Raw genomic sequence first — 16,116 nt, forward strand, 5'->3', positions numbered from 1 at the left:
CCTCGGCATCAAGCTCGAGAGCGTCACGATCGGCATGCTCGGCACCGCCAAGCGCGTCACGATCGACAAGGACAACACCACCATCGTCGATGGTGCTGGCGACCATGAATCGATCAAGGCTCGCACCGATGCGATCCGTCAGCAGATCGAGAACACCACGTCGGATTACGACAAGGAAAAGCTGCAGGAACGCCTCGCCAAGCTGGCCGGTGGTGTTGCAGTGATCAAGGTCGGTGGGTCGACCGAGGTTGAAGTCAAGGAGCGCAAGGACCGCGTTGACGACGCGCTGCACGCAACCCGCGCAGCCGTTGAAGAAGGCATCGTCCCCGGCGGCGGCACCGCTCTCCTTTATGCCACCAAGGCATTGGCTGGCCTGAAGGGCGCGAATGACGACCAGACGCGTGGCATCGATATCGTCCGCAAGGCGCTCGAAGCTCCGCTGCGCCAGATCGCCCAGAATGCTGGTGTCGATGGCGCGGTTGTCGCTGGCAACCTGCTGCGTGAAAACGACGAAACCCGTGGTTTCAACGCACAGACCGACCAGTATGAGAACCTTGTCGAGAGCGGCGTGATCGATCCGACCAAGGTCGTTCGTACCGCGCTGCAGGACGCAGCCTCGGTCTCGGGCCTGCTCATCACCACCGAAGCGGCGGTGAGCGAGCTGCCAGAAGACAAGCCCGCCATGTCGATGGGCGGCGGCGGCGGCATGGGCGGCATGGGCGGCATGGACTTCTGATCCGAGCCTGGCCTGGGGCAGCGATGCTGCTCCAGGACTCAGGCCGGATCGGACGGCAGGTCGGCACCGCCGATCCTGTCCGACGACCGGCGGCGGCTTTGCCGTCGCCAATCCAGCTATCCAGACGACATACCACCAAAGCAAGGGGCCGACGGAGCATTCCGCCGGCCCCTTTGTTTATTAGAGCAGAGCTGAGCGATCCAATGCAGCCCGAGGCCCTGCCCTGCCGCTTGCCCGACACGCGAACAAAACGGCTGCCCAACCACCCGCCACAGCCCTTCGTCGTTTCTTTACCCGCGCATCCTATGCTCCGGTCCGGGCGCAGGCTGGCGTGAACCAAAGGGCAGAAACATGAAGACGCTCATTGCCGATTCAATAACGTATCTGTTGATCTTCTTCATCCTGGCCAGAGCAACCGGGCTGTTCTGACATCGGCGAATGGCCCCAGGTATTCCACCGGGCCAGGCAGCGGCCCAGTTCAGCTTGCGCGCAAACACATATCCACGGGCATCGGATCGAACGGCCGTACCAGCTGAAAAGCATCGAAATCGCCCCGCCGATCGAGACGTCGATAATGCGACAGCAGCTCAACAAATTGCGGGTCGCGCCGAAAATAGCCGAGCGGATTATCAGATGCGCTTGTTACCGAAGGTGATGCCCGCCCCGGTGTGAAGATGAGATGCTTTGGGGGGAGGCAGCGATAATCCTGCACCGCTTCGCGCACGATCTTGCGCCCAAGCGTTTCGATCCGGGGATCATGGCGCCCAAGCGCATTGGCGTCGACCGCAGCGAATATCCAAAAGGCCCCTCGCCGCCCCGAAAAGCGCAAGCCGCGACCAACGGTGGCAGGCCAGGCCGTCCGGCCTTCTATGGAAATTATCGCCACCGTGTCGCCGGGCTCCAGCCCATCGAGCGCGGGGGCAATATCGGTCTCTGGCGTCGGGACCCATTGGGTGGGCACAGCACACAACAACATCGGCAATATCAGCGCCGCGATTGCAATCATGCGAGGGCGCGTGAAGGCGGTCCGAGAGGCATCGACCAGCGACAGCGCCATGGCCAGCGCAAGAAAGCCCGTTGTGGCGATGCTTTGATACGGCCACCCCTTATGCTGGATCAGCCAGGCCAGAAAAAAGCCCAGCGCGGCGATGAGAAACGCCGCCGTCATCGGCGCAAGCGGCTGCGCGGCAACCGACCGCTGCAAGGCAATGGCGCACAGGATAAGCACCCAGATCGGTTGCGCGGGGCGGATCATGTAGTTCAGGCTCGGCGCGCCCGACGCGCCATAAGCAAGCAGCAACTCTGGAACCGAAACCTGGAGATAGCCCGGCGTCACCGTCACAATCGCGAGGACGTAGCTGATGGCCCCCATCAGGAGCATGACCGTCTCTGACCGAACTGGTCGCCAACGGCGGCGCAGGCAAAAGAGCAGCCAGAGTTCCAGCAGCAGTGGCACACCAACAAAGTAATGCTTGAGTGCAAAACCGACGGCAGCGCCGCTTGCCACTACCAGCGCCAGCCAAAGCGGCACCCGTCGCCCCTCGCGCCGAGCGACGATGAGCGCGACGTAAGGAAGCGCCCCCATCAAGGCGATTTGTTCGCGCTGGCCCAAATCGCGCAGCGGCATGATCAGCAAGATGCACGCGGCAAAAATCAGCAAGGCGCTGCGCAACTCGGGCGGATATGTTTTGAGCAACTGGTTTGTCGCCAACAGGCTCAACAGCGCCGCAAAGCCAATCGCGACAATCAGAACCGCCTCGGCACGAACGCCCAGCGCCGCCGCCAGGCCATCGACCGGTATCGCCAGCCAAAACCACAGCGGCGGATTAATTTCGCTGATATCAAAATAGAGCCGCGCACCATGCCGCAGCCGATCGGCAATCCACAGCTGGCCTGAGATATCGGGGCTCAGCGGCCCCTGCATCACCGCCAGCAGGATCACCGTCAGAACAAGGATGAAGAGCGTGACGGCCAATGCCGGGCGTGCCGCCAAAGCAGGGATAAAGCGATGGCGGGGGATTGGCGGTGCGGCAGCGGTTGGCAGCCCTTTCATCACGCGCGCTACTCCCCAGATCACCATCGATTGCAAAGCCATTCGATGCTGCTCGGGCTTAGGTCTTTCGTGGTAAATAAATCGGAAATTTTCTTGAACGAGCGCGGCTGGTTAGCCCGCAAAAAGGCCCTTTGTTGCCCTGGTCCGCTCGATGGCCGAAAATCACCGTGGGGGCGGCGCAGACCCGGTAGGTCCGCCAGGTCCGCCAGGCCTATCCGGTCCCCCAGGCCCACCGAACCGACCCGGCTCGCCCAGTCGACCGCCAGGGCCGTCATTCCCTGGCGCGTTGCGGCTGTTCGGTCCGGCAGGCTGCCGACCGGATGGCGGCTGCACCGCCCCCTGGCTGCGGCTGAAATTGCGCGGCTCGGCCCCGCGCTCAATCCGCCCACGCAAGGCTGGGCTAACCAGAAAAGGTGGGCGCGCTGGGCTGCCGCGGCGGGGGAAATAGATGGCCTGTCCGGCGCTGCGCAGCGCGGTCACTTCGCCATCCGTCGTTACATCAATGCCCCCGCCCTCCCCGCCGGTATCCGACAGGATGATCAGCGTGGCCGTGTCGTCGGCCTGATCTTGCTGGCCGAATGATGGATCGGCCTGGCGATAATAATCGAGCGCCTCTGGTCCGATGACGCCGGTGACGACAGTGCCGCGAATGCCGATCGTCCCCGCTGGCGTCTTGATCGCGGTCTGGCCGGGATTGGCGTGAGTCGGTTTGCCCGAGACAAAACGGAACGCCCCTTTCAGGAAACTGATTGTCATCGTGCTGGCGCTGCGATCGGCATCATAAACGAAATCATCAACGCTGACCCGGGCATTGGCCCCGATGCTGAACAAGGTGCTGTCAGCGAGCTTCACGCCGACCGCCGATTTCGCCCCGGTCGCGATCACATCATGGCGAAGCACCTGGCCGTTGACGCGCAATTGGCTGGGCGCAGCTGGTGGCGTGGTGATCGTCGCCATATTGCGCACCGATATTGCCGTGCCGACATGCGCCTTCGGAACATCCGCGCCCAGCAACAGCCCTCCAAATGCGAGCGCGACCAGTTTCAGGCGCATCGGATTTCTCTCATGCCGAGAGTAAACGGTGGGGACGATGCCGGGTCAACACCTGAACTAAAGTGATGGGCAATTGCCAAACGCTTTTTGCATTTCGATAAGGGTAGGCTATCCGACAGCAATGATCGATGCTGCGGCCCTAGAATCCCATTTTTCTCGCGCCCAAACGCGAGATTGTGCGTGATCCGGCTTGCGATCTTCGATTGCGACGGCACGCTGGTCGACAGCCAGCATAATATCTGTCGCGCGGTCGAAGAAGCGTTTGATGGTGCCCGGCTGGTCCCGCCGCCGCGCCCGGCAATCCGCAATATTGTCGGGCTGAGCCTGGTCGAGGCAATGCGGATTCTGCTCCCCGGTGCCGATAATGCCCAGCACCAGGCGCTCGCCGATGACTATAAGGCCGCCTTTTTCCGGCTGCGCAGCACCGGCGCGATGGCGGAAGAACCGCTCTATGACGGCATGATCGACACGCTTGAAACATTGCGCGCGAACGGCTGGGCATTGGGCGTCGCGACGGGCAAATCCGATCGCGGGCTGGCGCATGTCCTGACCCATCATGGCATCATCGACTGGTTCATGACGCTGCAGACCGCTGATCGTCACCCGTCCAAGCCGCACCCGTCGATGATCGAGACTGCAATGGCAGATGCTGGCGCACTCGCCGCGGATACGGTCATGATCGGCGACACCAGTTTCGACATGGCGATGGCGCGTGCCGCTGGCACCCGCGCGATTGGTGTTGCCTGGGGCTATCACCCGGCGGATGAACTGATTGCGGCGGGTGCCGATGTGATCGTCGCCGATGTGGCGGGGCTCGCCCATGCTGTGGAGGCACCATGACTGATCCTGACAGCGTTTCGCGGCAACGGTATTTCATGATGACGGCAGCGCGACTTGCCGGTGCCGGCGGCGCGGCATTTGGCGTCGTGCTGCTGGGGCGCGCGCATAGCCTTGGCCCGCAAATTCTGGCTGTGGCGATCGTTTTGTCATCGATGGCGATGATGGCGCTGGTGCCGCGCGCGCTGGCGGCCCGGTGGCGGACGCCGCCCCAGCCGTGAAGCGATTCTGGAAGGATGTAAGCGTCGCGGCTGGGCCGGATGGCCACGCGATCACACTCGACGGGCGGCCGGTTCGCACCCCCGGCCGATTGCCGCTGGCCCTGCCGCATCCAGCCCTCGCCCTAGCCATTGCCGATGAATGGCGCGCGGTGGGCGAAGAAATTGATCCCCGCGCAATGCCGCTGACGGGCCTTGCCAATGTGGCGATTGAGCGCATTGCGACTGACCCCGCCCCCTTCATCGCCAATCTCGCCGCTTATGCCGAAAGCGATCTGCTGTGCTACCGGGCCGAGGCTCCGGAAGCGCTCGTTGCGCGGCAAGCCGCTGCCTGGGATCCGCTGCTCGATTGGGCGCGGCGGCGCTATGATATTCATATCGATACAGTCAGCGGCATCATCCACCGCGCTCAGCCGCCACTGACACTCGCCCGGTTGAGCGACGCGGTCGCAGCCCGGAGCGCTTTCGAATTGGCCGGGCTCTCCCCAATCGTCACCATTACGGGATCGCTGATCGCTGGCCTCGCGCTGATCGAAGGCGCTGCCGATGCCGATCAGATCTGGCACGCCGCGCAGATTGATGAAGCGTGGCAGGTCGAAAAATGGGGCGACGACGATTTCGCCATCGCCACCCGCACCGCGCACCGCGCCGATTTTGATGCAGGCGTGCGGCTGTTGTCGCTGCTCGATTAAGCCTAGAGCTTGATGACGTTAGGTCGCTTCAAGCTCAGACCCGTTCGGGCTGAGCGAAGTCGAAGCCCACGCGCTTCGCATGCCCTTCGACTTCGCTCAGGGCGAACGGGGTTTGGGTTGGTCCAATCCAAAGTCATGATAGCGCTCGACCATCTCGCGCACGGCGACCCTTGCCTTGAGCCTGGCTGCGAGCAACGCGGTGCCGCTGATCTTGCGCTGCGCAAACAGCATCTCGATCGGCGGCATATGCCACGCCCCCCGATCCTGACCGATCGCCATGCCCTGATCCTTCAGCGCGCCGACAAAGGCGCGGTCGCCAAAGTCGAAATGCCCGGGCCGGTTCATTTCAGCGATGATGATGTCGATCATCTGGCGGATCAATATGGGGTGGCGTTCGAGCGTCTGATCGCCCAGAAAGCCGGCCACAACGGCGGCGGCGGCCACCGCATCACGATCCCCATCCAGCCCAGCGCTCAGCAGCCCGCGATAGCCCGCTGCCGTTTTGGGGGTCACATCGCGCGTTGCGCCGAAATCAAGCAGCACCAATTTGCCGGTGTCGCGCTGATAGCGGAAATTGGCAAAATTAGGATCGGTCTGCATCAGGCCGAATTCAAAAAGTTCGCGCAAGACCAGCCGGATCAGCGCGGTCATCACCCGATCGCGTTCTTCCTGCGGGGCATCGACGAGATTTTCGATCGCGGTTCCTTCGATAAAGCTCATCGCCAGCACCTGGCCACTGGTGAATTCTTCATCGAGCAGCGGCACCACAAAGCCCGGATCGTCTGCGAGCAAGGACCTGAACCGCGCCATCTGCGTGCCTTCGCGGACGTAATCGGCTTCTTCGTGCAACTGGCGCTTCGCTTCGACCAGCAACGGCGCGATATCGATTTCCTTGGGCATCATGCCCGTCATCCGCAGCAGCGTCGCGACATTATCGACGTCGGAATCGATGCTTTCGCGCACGCCGGGATATTGCACCTTGATGGCCAGCGTCCGCCCGTCATGGGTCACGGCCTTATGCACCTGACCAATCGACGCGGCGGCAATCGGGGTTGCGCCAAATCGGGCAAAGCGGCGGCGCCAATCCTTGCCCCAATGCTTTGCCAGCACCTGCTGCAATTGTGGCGGCGGCATGTGGTGCGCCCGATCGCGCAACCGGCCAAGAATTGCAGCGAGTTCGGGCGGCAGCATGTCGCCCGCGTCCATCGAGATCATCTGCCCCAGCTTCATTGCCGCACCACGCAGATGCGAGAGCTGATCGGTCACGCGGGTGATATTCGCCGGGGTGAGCAACAGGTCGCTCAGCTGCGGCCGCTCGCCGATCGCCAGCCGCCGGGCGCCTTCGGCGACCACCCCACCAGCCACCCCGCCAGCCATCTTGCCGAACACGCCGAGGCGCGACAGCCGACCGCTCGGGACGCCGCGGCCCTTGGCCGTAAATCCGTTATCGGGCACGCGCGTCTCCAATCGGGCCGTGGCGCGCCGGGCAAAGCGGCGCATCCTGTAGCTAGGGAGCGCGCACCCCCGCTGCAATCAGGCAGTAAGCCGATCTTGACAGGTCATCAGACGAAACCCTGGTTCCAACTCGACGGATTGTAGTTGCCGATATTGGGCAAGACCGTTGCCATATCACTGGCGCTGACGCCGAACCAATTGGCGAGGGTGGAGGCATATTGATCGACCGCGATCGTCGGCAGCAAACGCCCCTGGCCGACATCATCGGGGGTGTTGTTGCCGATCGCTGGCGGGGTCCCGTAAAAGCGCCGACCGTTGACCGCGCCGCCAGTAACGAAATGCATACTACCCCAGCCATGATCGGAGCCATCCGAATTGGCCTGCAGCGTGCGCCCGAAATCGGAGGCGGTAAAAGTCGTCACCCGGTCCGCCACGCCCAGCGCAACGGTGGTATCGTAAAAGGCACGGATCGCGTTGGCGACAAGGCCGATCTGCGTCGGGTGCTGCGCCGCCAACGAGTCATGCATGTCAAAACCGCCAAGTGACACGAAAAACACCTGCCTCCGCGCGCCCAATTCCTGCGAGACCGAGATCAGCCGAGCGACGATCTGCAGCTGAGAGGCCAGGCTGTTGCCGCTGGGGAACAACGGGAAATTGCCCACTGGCGCCCCGCCGAGCGCCGTGTTGACCTGCGTGAACGTGTCCAGCGCACGCCGGCTGACCCGCGCATGTTCGTTCGACAGCAGATTGGCGTTGTTGCCCGTCATCAGGCTGCGCAATGTGCTTGCTGCCGTGGTCGATCCGAACAGCGTCGATCCATTGTTAAGCAGCGCGATCGGGCCATTGGTGCTGACCGAATATTGGATCGCAGTGCGCCCGGTAAGAAAAACAGCATTGCCCGACGCATTGATGCAGGTCAGCGTCGATGTGCCGTTGCCGCTTTGCAGCAAATCACCAATTCGACCGCCCCAGCCCGATGTCGCCCCCTCGGGCGTGCTCGCCTGCCAATAGCTTTGCTGATCATTATGGCTGAACAATTTGGGTGGCAGGCGCACTGAATTGGCGGTGTACTGCGCCTTGGTAGTCGGCTGAACAAGGGTACCGACATTCAGGACAACCGCCATCCGCCCGGCATTGAAAATCGGCAGCAGCGGCGCCATGGTCGGCGCTAGCGCATATTGCCGCCCGCCCGCCAGCGCGGTGGACGGCGTGAGCAGTGTCGGCATCAGCGCATCGCGGCCATGCGCCAGCCCCTGCCGGGCCGCCGCGTAAAGGGTATAGCTCGCCTGATCAAAGGGTGGCAGCGTGTTGGCGTAATCATTGCCGCCGAACATGAAAACGCACACCAGCGCCTTGTAATCGGCCGCGGTTGCCGCCGCCGCCTCGCCGATCGCGGCCAGGCTAGTGACAAAGGGGGCCGCCGCCCCAGCGGCAGACAGCGCAGCGGTGCGTTTCAAAAAGGCGCGGCGGGATTGATCATTGGTCATGGCCGTGCCCCTATTTCAGCGTGATATATTCAGGCGACGCGAGCGTCAGCAGGATCGCGATATAGGCCCGGTTAAGGGCAGCATTGGTCGCAGTGGTCGCGATACTGTCCACCGCCGCGCGGATGGCGGCGATTGTGGCGCTGCTCAATTGCCCGGCGGCGAGCACCAGGTTTACTTCATCCACAAGCGCCTGACTGTCGTTCGCCAGCGCGCTGATCGCGGTATAATCGGCGCGCACATCGCCGACGCCGTTCTGGATCGCGGGCTGCATGTAATTGATGAAGGCGACCACGCTTAGTTCATTGGTGATCTGAAATTCCGGGGCAATCAGCCCCGCCGTCGCAATTGCCGTGTTGGGCGGGGTATAGCCGGGGCGGAAGAAGTTGAAGACCGATTGGCTGCGCCCGAACGACTGCGCCAGTCTTGTGCTCGAACTGCTGGTATCGCCGATTGGCCAGAGACCGGCCGTCGAGGTTGCCCCAAAAGCCCGCGCCCAATTGGTGAAGCGGATCACCGGTTCGCGTAACTTGCCGGTGCTGGCACTGGTCAACAGGGCATCGCTGCGCGCTTCGGTGTCGAGCAGGATCGCGCGCACCACCGCGGTCAGATCGCCGCGCTCGCCCGATCCGTTATTGGCAAACACAGCCGCCACCCGGCCCACATAGGCCGCCGACGGATTGCTCGTCACCAGCCGCTGGATCAGCTGTTTCGAAACGAACGGCGGCACATTCGGGTGCGCAAAAATAGCATCAAGCGCCAGCCGCACCGCTGCAATCCCTTCGGTGCCCGCCGGGACGGTCGTGCCGAGAAAGCTGGAGGCGCCATTTTCATGCAAGCCAGTGTTGATCACCAGCGGACGCCGCAACCGATCCGGCGTCGAGCTATCGGTCGAATCGAGCACCAGCCCGGTAAACACCCGCGCGAGCTGGCTCACATCGTCCTGCGTATAGGTATCGACCGGACTGCCATTCGCCATCTGGACACTGCCGTCCATGTTCAGCCGGTTGAGCCCCAGCGTGAAGAGCTGCATTAGTTCGCGCGCATAATTTTCATCGGGCATCGCGCCCGACGCGGCGTTGGCGCGGCGATTGTTGATGAAGGTCAGATACGCCCCCATCGCCGCGTTGGTCGTGATCCGTTCCAGCAGTGTGCGGTAATTGCCAAACGCATTGTCGAGCAGCACATCAAGATAAGCCGCGACCGAAAATTGCCGCCATTGCTGGTTCACCCCGTCAATGCCGACGACCAGAATTTCAGCAAGCGCCATGCCGACGCGCTGCCGCAGCTGGCCCGGTTCACTGATGATCTGCCGCCAGACGGTGTTGTCGAAACCTGCCTGGCTGTTGATGAAGGTGCTGGCCGTATAGCCATTCGCAACCAGCCAGTCCCAATGCTGTGTGCGCGGACGGCTGATCTGTTCGGTGATCCAACCCGAAAAGCCCATTGACTGAACCAGCGCGATATCGGCCCTGGTCGCGCCAAAGCTCGCCTGCGCCAGGAACCGGCTGGCCTGCGCGGCAGTGACCGGCGCTGATGTTGGGGTTGGCGTGGGGGTGACAATGGCGATCGGCGGGGAACTGGAGCCGCCACCGCCGCTGCACGCAGCAAGGGCGAGCGTGGATGCGAAGGCGGGGATGAGCGGTACGCCCACGGCTCCATTCGGCGGCGCGTTGTTCGTATCGATGTTGGGGTCGGAGTGTTCGTCCGGGATGAACTGCACCGAGTCCGTCATAGCACCCCCATTTCCATCGCCTCTTCTGCTCGACCGGTCGTCGCAAGGCTTATACGCAGGTACATGAGGAAACCCTTTGCCGCTAACGCTAACAAAGCGTTCGTCATGACGCATGGGACGGTCTATGCCTGCAACAGGACAGATTGAGCCGGCATGCATGGGGGAGCATCACCAATGCGCAAAGGGCAAATGCGTTCAGGGAAAATGCTGGCGGGGCGCATGCTCGCCGCCACCCTATTGGTGATGACCCTTGGTAATGCCGCCGCAGACCCGCAATTCGCGCCGCTCGAAGCGACGGTGCGCGCAGCGATGGCCAAAACCGGCGCGCGCGGGCTGGCGATCGCGGTTGTCGAACGGGGCAGGCCCGTGTTCATCCGCAGCTATGGTGCGCGTAACGCGGCCGGCGCGCCGCTTGACCGTGATACCATCATGTACGGCGCATCGATCACCAAGGCGGTGTTCGCCTATACCGTGATGCAGCTGGTTGATGAGGGGAAGATCGATCTCGACCGCCCATTGGCAACCTATCTCGCCAAGCCGCTGCCCGATTATGGCAATCTGGACGCCTACGGCAATTGGGGCGATCTAGCCGGCGATGATCGCTGGCAGCGGATCACCGCGCGGATGGTGCTGACCCACAGCACGGGTTTTGCCAATTTTTCGTTCCTTGAACCCGATGGCAAGCTGAAGTTCCATTTCGATCCTGGCACCCGCTATGGCTATTCGGGGGAGGGGATGATGATGCTCCAGTTCGTGATCGAACAGGGGCTGGGGCTCGATCTGGGTGCCGAAATGCAGCGCCGCGTGTTCGACCGGTTCGGCATGACCAACACCAGTCTGATCTGGCGCGCCGATTTCGCGCGCAACCTGGCCGATGGCTGGAAGATCGACGGCAGCGTCGAGCCGCACGACGAGCGCAGCCGCGTGCGCGCCGCCGGATCGATGGACACGACGATTGACGATATCGCGAAGTTCGCGGCGGGCTTCATGCGCGGTGACGGGGTCAGCGCCGCTCGCCGGGCGGAGATGATTGGCCCGCACTTGCCGATTACGACCCGATCGCAATTCCCGTCGCTCCAGCCTGAGGCGCCAACGACCGAGCGCGTGGTGGGGCTAGCGGCTGGGCTGAGCGTCATCACCTTTAATGGGCCGCAGGGAACGGGGTTTTTCAAGGGCGGGCATAATGATTCGACCGCCAATATGTGGGTGTGCCTGAAACGCAGCGCGCGCTGTGTGATCATCCTGTCAAACGACGTCCGCGCCGAGCGCGAATTTCCTACCCTGGTCCGCGCCGCGCTGGGCGAAACGGGCATGCCGTGGGGCTGGGAATATGGGCTGCCTGCCAAATAGGCGGAAAGGTGGGGGGTTCTGTTGCCCGGCCCCCCCGGGCCGCTGGTGTCCGATTCTGTTGCCCGGTTCGGCCCGAACCGCGCTTTCGTCGTACTAACCCCCGCCTTGACCGATATCGGTCAGGGCCGGTTGTGGTGGAGCCGCCGGGTACTGCCCCCGGGTCCGCTGCGTCTATTTTACGCTGGCATTTATCGCCATAGCCGGGCGAACCCGGCATCCCCGATATAGGCGCTGTGAAATAAATGAAAAGGTCCGCCTTTCGCTCGCCACAAACTCGGTTCATAAGTGTCAAATTATGTTGACGCAGCGTTCTCGCTACGCGCTCCGCGCGATGCTTTATCTGGCCGAGGCCCCGATGGGCTCTCCGCCCATTCCGATGAACCGCATTGCCACGGCGGCAAATGTCCCACGCAAATTCCTGGAGCTGATCCTCGCTGATCTGCGTGAGGCGGGTTTCCTGCACAGCCACCGCGGCAAGATGGGCGGCTATTGCCTGTCGCGGCCAACGCACCTGATCTCACTGGGCGAAATCATCCGCGTGATTGAAGGACCGCTGGCTTTGGTCCCCTGTGTCAGCCGCACCGCTTACCGCGCCTGCGCCGATTGCAAGAGCGAAGCCGATTGCGCAATCCGCCACGCGATGATGCGCGTGCGTGATGAAACCGCGCGCATCCTGGACGGCACCAGCCTGGCCGATGCCAATACCGAGGATCTGGCAGCGGCGTGAAGGACTGGGTTGCGTCGCCGCCCTACGCCGCCCCGCTCTTCTTCAATTCGTCGCGAATTTCGCGCAGCAACGTGATGTCGGCAGGTTCGGCTGCTGGTTCGGCGGGCGCGGCTTCGGGCGTGGGCACGATCCGATTGGCGGCGCGCACGATCAGGAAGATGATGAAGGCCAGGATCAGGAAATTGATCAGCACCGTGACGAACGCGCCATAGCCAAGCAGCGGCACGCCTGCCGCTTTCAGCGCCGCATAATCGGTCAGCGATCCGGCATAGCCCGCCGGCACAGGGCCTAGCCGGATGAAATAGCTGGTGAAATCGAAACCGCCAAAGATCGCGCCGACGACCGGCAGAATGACATCTTCGGTCAGCGATTTGGTGATCGTGGCGAAGGCGCCGCCAATGATCACGCCAACCGCCAGATCGAGCACATTGCCGCGTGCGATAAATTCCCGAAACGCCTTGAACATCCACCCCTCCGATACGATGTGTATTGCTAGACTAGAACGCTAGCCGCCGATTTGCATTGGGCAAGTGAGGGCGGCTCGGCTAAAAGGTCAAGTGCAACGGGTTTGGAGGAAGCACCACCATGAAGTTTCGCCTTGTCATCGCGCTGGCCAGCGCCGCGCTGCTTTCCGCCTGCGGATTGAACAGCGTCCCCACCGCGGAGGAAGCGGCCAAGGCGCGCTGGGCCGATGTCCAGAATGAATATCAACGCCGCGCCGATCTGGTCCCCAATCTGGTCGCCACGGTGAAAGCCGCCGGCGCGCAGGAAAAAAGCATCCTGGTTGAAGTGACCCAGGCCCGTGCCGCTGCCAACAAGGTGACGGTTGCGGCAGGCGATCTGAACGATCCAAACAAGGTGCAGCAGTTTGAACGCACGCAGGCTGCGCTCGGCCTGTCGCTTCAGCGGCTGCAAGAGGCCTATCCCGAACTGCAATCGCAGGAAGGGTATAAGACGCTCCAGTCACAGCTTGAGGGCACCGAGAACCGCATCACGATTGCCCGGCGCGATTATAATGGCGCGGTGCAGGCGTATAACACCCGCATCCGCACCTTCCCCGACGCGATCGGCGCCTCGCTGATCTACGGTGCCAAGCCGCTGGTGCCCTTCGCTGCCACCACACCGGGCGCAGACACCGCGCCAAAGGTCAACTTCAACTGATCCGCGTCCTCACCTTTATCGCCGCGCTACTCCTCTGGGGTGGCGCGGCGACCGCGCAGACCTTCCCGCCCATAACCGGGCAGGTCGTCGATGCGGCGCATGTCCTGAACCCCGCCCAGATCGCCGCGCTGACCGCGCAATCGGCGGAGATTGAAAAGGCGACGACGCGGCAATTCATCGTCGCGACAATCCCCGACCTGCAAGGCTACACAATCGAGGATTATGGCTATCGATTGGGCCGGGCGTGGAAGATCGGGCAGCAGGACGCCAATAACGGCATCATCCTGATCGTCGCCCCCAATGACCGCAAGGTAAGGATCGAGGTCGGCTATGGCCTTGAACCGATCATGACCGATGCGCTGTCGAGCCAGATCGTCCGCAACACCATCTTGCCAAAGTTCAAGTCAGGCGACCTGCCCGGCGGAATCATTGCCGGTGCCGCCGAGATTGCCGAGCAGATGAAGCTGCCGCTGGAAGCCGGGGAGGCGCGTGCGGCGGCGCAAGTGAAGAAAAAGCCACGATCGAAAAGTTCATCGGGCGATTGGGTGATCGCGATCATCATCATGGTGGTGATCTTCGCGGTCGTGCTGCCCATGGCATTCGGCCGGTCGCGCGGGCGGCGGTATCGCAGTAACAATGTCGCGGGTGCGGTCGGCGAGGTGATCCTCTGGTCAGCGCTCAACAGCCTGTCGAACAGCGGTGGCCGATCCTCCGGTTGGGGCAGTGGCGGTGGTTCCGATTGGGGCGGCGGTGGCGGCTCTGACTGGGGCGGCGGCGGTGGCGGATCGTTCGGCGGCGGCGGATCGTCGGGGAGTTGGTGATGCGCAAACCCAGTTTTGATGAGCGCCGCAAGGTCGGCGACGCGGTGCATGCCGCAGAGGCAGGCACATCGGGCGAGATCGTCACGATCATCGCTGATCGCTCTGACAGCTATCATGATGTCGGCCTGCATTATGCAGTGCTGGCGGCCTTGCTGGTGCCGCTGCTGTTCGCGGGCTGGCCGGGACTGCTGCTTGGCCTGATCGAGCGCGTGTCGGGCGGTTGGGCAGGTGCCGAAATTCGGGACGTAATGTTGATCGCCTTTGTCACGATGACGCTGGTGTTCCTGGCTGTCCGCTACGGCCTGAACTATATGCCACTACGGCTGCGCCTGACTCCCAAGGGAACGCGTCGTCGCCGGGTGAGACGCCGCGCGATCGAATTGTTCAAGGTTGGCACCGAAGCGCGCACTGCCGGGCGAACCGGCATCCTCATCTATCTGTCGCTTGGCGAGCATATGGCCGAGATCATCGCGGATGAAGCGATCCACACCAAAGTCGCTGACAGCGAATGGGGTGAGGCGATGGCCGCGATGGTCGCCGAGGTGCGCGAGGGGCGGATCGCGGATGGGATGATTGCTGCCGTCGGCCGTGTCGGCACGCTGCTTGCCACGCATCTGCCGCGCGCCGCTGACGATGTGAACGAACTCCCCGATCGGCTGATCGAACTGTGACGGCAACCACCGCGTGGCAGGGCAAATTCCTGGCGGTCAAGCTGGACGGCACCTGGGAATATGTGTCGCGCGCGCGTGGCATTCAGGCGGCGGTGATTTTGGCGATCGATGACGGCCATGTCATTCTGGTCGATCAATATCGCGTACCGCTGGGACGGCGCTGCCTTGAACTTCCGGCCGGGCTGGTTGGCGATGAGACCGTCGGCGAATCGGTCGAGCGGGCGGCTGGTCGCGAGCTGGAAGAAGAGACTGGCTATCGCGCCGAGCGGATCGAACCGATTGGCTTTTTCCATTCATCCCCCGGCATGGTCTCCGAAGGCTTCACATTGGTCCGCGCGCATGGCCTGACCAAAGTCGGCCCGGGTGGCGGCAGCGACGATGAAGACATTATCGTCCACCGGGTCGCGCTGGATGCTTTGCCCGATTTTATCGCGGCCAAGCGCGCCGAGGGGCTGGCGATGGACGTGAAGCTCTTGCTGCTGCTGGGTCAGACCTTGTTGGCCTGAGCCTGGCCCTGTTCGAAGCTCAGCCGGTCCCAATAGCCACGCTGGAACTCGATCACCCCGTCAATCACATGGAAAAAGCCACAGCCGCGCAGGCCGCTGGGATCATGCCATTCAAGGATCGCCCATTCGCCGTCCTCGAACAGGTTTTCGGGCACGCAGTGCATCGTCGCCGTCGCGAATTCGCGCGCGAACATGGCGATGATGGCGGATCGGCCAATTACCGGCTCTGTCACCACCTGATGGTTGATCGCTTCTTCGTGATACAGCGTTGCCAGCCGATCGAGATCAGCCGCGTTAAAGGCAGCAACCCAGGCTTTGACGACAGCGCGCGGCGTCACCGGAAATTATCGGCATAGGCCTGCAGCTTCAGCGTCCGTTCGGGTGCGGGAACGACATGAAAGCTGATGCCCTCCCGCGTCGCATAATCCTGCGCCGCCTCCAGCGTCGGGAAGGTCATCCGCAGCTGTTGGCGGGTATCGCCAGAGCCCGCCCAGCCGGTCAGCGGATCGGGCTGCTTGGCCTCGGTCGGCTCATATTCAAGCACCCATATCGTGGTGCGGGCGCGGCCCGATTGCATGGCGTTTTTGGGGCGCTGATAAAGGCGAGCTGTGGTCATC

The 16,116-nt window shown here is 62.8% G+C and carries 18 protein-coding genes and 1 other RNA gene; 10 read left to right on the forward strand and 9 right to left on the reverse strand.

The annotated features are described in order from the left end of the window. A partial coding sequence (locus B7Y43_RS18560; protein ID WP_374133167.1) for a TCP-1/cpn60 chaperonin family protein occupies positions 1 to 736 on the forward strand: 736 nt, incomplete at its 5' end. Positions 737 to 1,214: 478 nt separating this feature from the next. Here B7Y43_RS18560 and B7Y43_RS18565 read toward each other — a convergent pair. Both B7Y43_RS18565 and B7Y43_RS18570 read right to left on the reverse strand, forming a co-directional pair. Next, positions 1,215 to 2,831 carry a hypothetical protein gene (locus tag B7Y43_RS18565; protein WP_374133168.1) on the reverse strand — a complete coding sequence of 539 codons (1,617 nt, stop codon included), beginning with the start codon at positions 2,829 to 2,831 and terminating at the stop codon, positions 1,215 to 1,217. Between the two features lie 120 nt (positions 2,832 to 2,951). After that, positions 2,952 to 3,842, reverse strand: a complete 891-nt coding sequence (locus B7Y43_RS18570; RefSeq protein ID WP_374133169.1) for a FecR domain-containing protein — start codon at positions 3,840 to 3,842, stop codon at positions 2,952 to 2,954. 180 nt (positions 3,843 to 4,022) lie between these two features. On the opposite strand from B7Y43_RS18570, the gene B7Y43_RS18575 reads away from it, so the two are divergent. Genes B7Y43_RS18575 through B7Y43_RS18585 form a run of 3 tightly spaced genes read left to right on the forward strand, consistent with a single transcriptional unit; the run spans position 4,023 to position 5,589 of the window. Continuing rightward, positions 4,023 to 4,682, forward strand: a complete 660-nt coding sequence (locus B7Y43_RS18575; protein WP_374133170.1) for an HAD-IA family hydrolase — start codon at positions 4,023 to 4,025, stop codon at positions 4,680 to 4,682. Continuing rightward, the gene (locus tag B7Y43_RS18580) at positions 4,679 to 4,900 is read left to right on the forward strand and encodes a hypothetical protein (RefSeq protein WP_374133171.1); all 222 of its coding nucleotides are present in this window, start codon (positions 4,679 to 4,681) and stop codon (positions 4,898 to 4,900) included. Before B7Y43_RS18575 ends, B7Y43_RS18580 begins: the two co-directional genes overlap by 4 nt. Further along, positions 4,897 to 5,589: an ATP12 family chaperone protein gene (locus B7Y43_RS18585; protein WP_374133204.1), complete on the forward strand. Its 693-nt coding sequence runs from the start codon at positions 4,897 to 4,899 to the stop codon at positions 5,587 to 5,589. Before B7Y43_RS18580 ends, B7Y43_RS18585 begins: the two co-directional genes overlap by 4 nt. Positions 5,590 to 5,685: 96 nt before the next feature. Here the strand turns inward: B7Y43_RS18585 and B7Y43_RS18590 are convergent, their stop codons facing one another. The 3 genes from B7Y43_RS18590 to B7Y43_RS18600 all read right to left on the reverse strand — a co-directional run bounded on the left by B7Y43_RS18590 (position 5,686) and on the right by B7Y43_RS18600 (position 10,263). After that, a complete protein-coding gene (locus B7Y43_RS18590) occupies positions 5,686 to 7,044 on the reverse strand; it encodes an ABC1 kinase family protein (protein WP_374133172.1) in 1,359 nt (452 codons plus the stop codon). Between the two features lie 107 nt (positions 7,045 to 7,151). Next, positions 7,152 to 8,531: a DUF1501 domain-containing protein gene (locus B7Y43_RS18595; RefSeq protein ID WP_374133173.1), complete on the reverse strand. Its 1,380-nt coding sequence runs from the start codon at positions 8,529 to 8,531 to the stop codon at positions 7,152 to 7,154. Positions 8,532 to 8,541: 10 nt separating this feature from the next. After that, positions 8,542 to 10,263, reverse strand: coding sequence for a DUF1800 family protein (locus B7Y43_RS18600; RefSeq protein ID WP_374133174.1), 1,722 nt, complete (start codon positions 10,261 to 10,263; stop codon positions 8,542 to 8,544). A gap of 189 nt (positions 10,264 to 10,452) precedes the next feature. On the opposite strand from B7Y43_RS18600, the gene B7Y43_RS18605 reads away from it, so the two are divergent. Continuing rightward, entirely contained in the window at positions 10,453 to 11,613 is a 1,161-nt protein-coding gene (locus B7Y43_RS18605) for a serine hydrolase domain-containing protein (protein WP_374133175.1), read from the forward strand. Between the two features lie 7 nt (positions 11,614 to 11,620). Here the strand turns inward: B7Y43_RS18605 and ssrA are convergent. Continuing rightward, positions 11,621 to 11,866: a transfer-messenger RNA gene (gene ssrA, locus B7Y43_RS18610) on the reverse strand. Positions 11,867 to 11,908: 42 nt separating this feature from the next. On the opposite strand from ssrA, the gene B7Y43_RS18615 reads away from it, so the two are divergent. Continuing rightward, a complete protein-coding gene (locus B7Y43_RS18615; protein ID WP_374133176.1) occupies positions 11,909 to 12,340 on the forward strand; it encodes an Rrf2 family transcriptional regulator in 432 nt (143 codons plus the stop codon). Positions 12,341 to 12,362: 22 nt separating this feature from the next. On the opposite strand, the gene mscL is transcribed toward B7Y43_RS18615, so the two are convergent. Continuing rightward, a complete protein-coding gene (gene mscL / locus B7Y43_RS18620; RefSeq protein WP_374133177.1) occupies positions 12,363 to 12,806 on the reverse strand; it encodes a large-conductance mechanosensitive channel protein MscL in 444 nt (147 codons plus the stop codon). A 119-nt stretch (positions 12,807 to 12,925) separates the two neighbouring features. Between mscL and B7Y43_RS18625 the strand changes: the two genes are divergently transcribed. The 4 genes from B7Y43_RS18625 to B7Y43_RS18640 all read left to right on the forward strand — a co-directional run bounded on the left by B7Y43_RS18625 (position 12,926) and on the right by B7Y43_RS18640 (position 15,499). Further along, positions 12,926 to 13,501, forward strand: a complete 576-nt coding sequence (locus B7Y43_RS18625) for a LemA family protein (protein ID WP_374133178.1) — start codon at positions 12,926 to 12,928, stop codon at positions 13,499 to 13,501. A gap of 71 nt (positions 13,502 to 13,572) precedes the next feature. After that, positions 13,573 to 14,322, forward strand: coding sequence for a YgcG family protein (locus B7Y43_RS18630; RefSeq protein WP_374133205.1), 750 nt, complete (start codon positions 13,573 to 13,575; stop codon positions 14,320 to 14,322). Further along, complete coding sequence (locus B7Y43_RS18635) at positions 14,322 to 14,993, forward strand: TPM domain-containing protein (RefSeq protein WP_374133179.1); 672 nt, start codon at positions 14,322 to 14,324, stop codon at positions 14,991 to 14,993. Before B7Y43_RS18630 ends, B7Y43_RS18635 begins: the two co-directional genes overlap by 1 nt. Then, complete coding sequence (locus B7Y43_RS18640; RefSeq protein ID WP_374133180.1) at positions 14,990 to 15,499, forward strand: NUDIX hydrolase; 510 nt, start codon at positions 14,990 to 14,992, stop codon at positions 15,497 to 15,499. Before B7Y43_RS18635 ends, B7Y43_RS18640 begins: the two co-directional genes overlap by 4 nt. On the opposite strand, the gene B7Y43_RS18645 is transcribed toward B7Y43_RS18640, so the two are convergent. Together B7Y43_RS18645 and B7Y43_RS18650 are read right to left on the reverse strand one after the other, a co-directional pair. After that, on the reverse strand, positions 15,481 to 15,837 hold the full coding sequence (locus B7Y43_RS18645; protein ID WP_374133181.1) for a nuclear transport factor 2 family protein: 357 nt from the start codon (positions 15,835 to 15,837) through the stop codon (positions 15,481 to 15,483). The two genes, B7Y43_RS18640 and B7Y43_RS18645, sit on opposite strands and share 19 nt — an antisense overlap. Then, complete coding sequence (locus tag B7Y43_RS18650; RefSeq protein ID WP_374133182.1) at positions 15,834 to 16,115, reverse strand: ETC complex I subunit; 282 nt, start codon at positions 16,113 to 16,115, stop codon at positions 15,834 to 15,836. The genes B7Y43_RS18645 and B7Y43_RS18650 overlap by 4 nt, the downstream gene beginning before the upstream one ends. Position 16,116 lies beyond the last annotated feature (1 nt).

The organism is Sphingomonas sp. 28-62-20 (assembly GCF_002281505.1).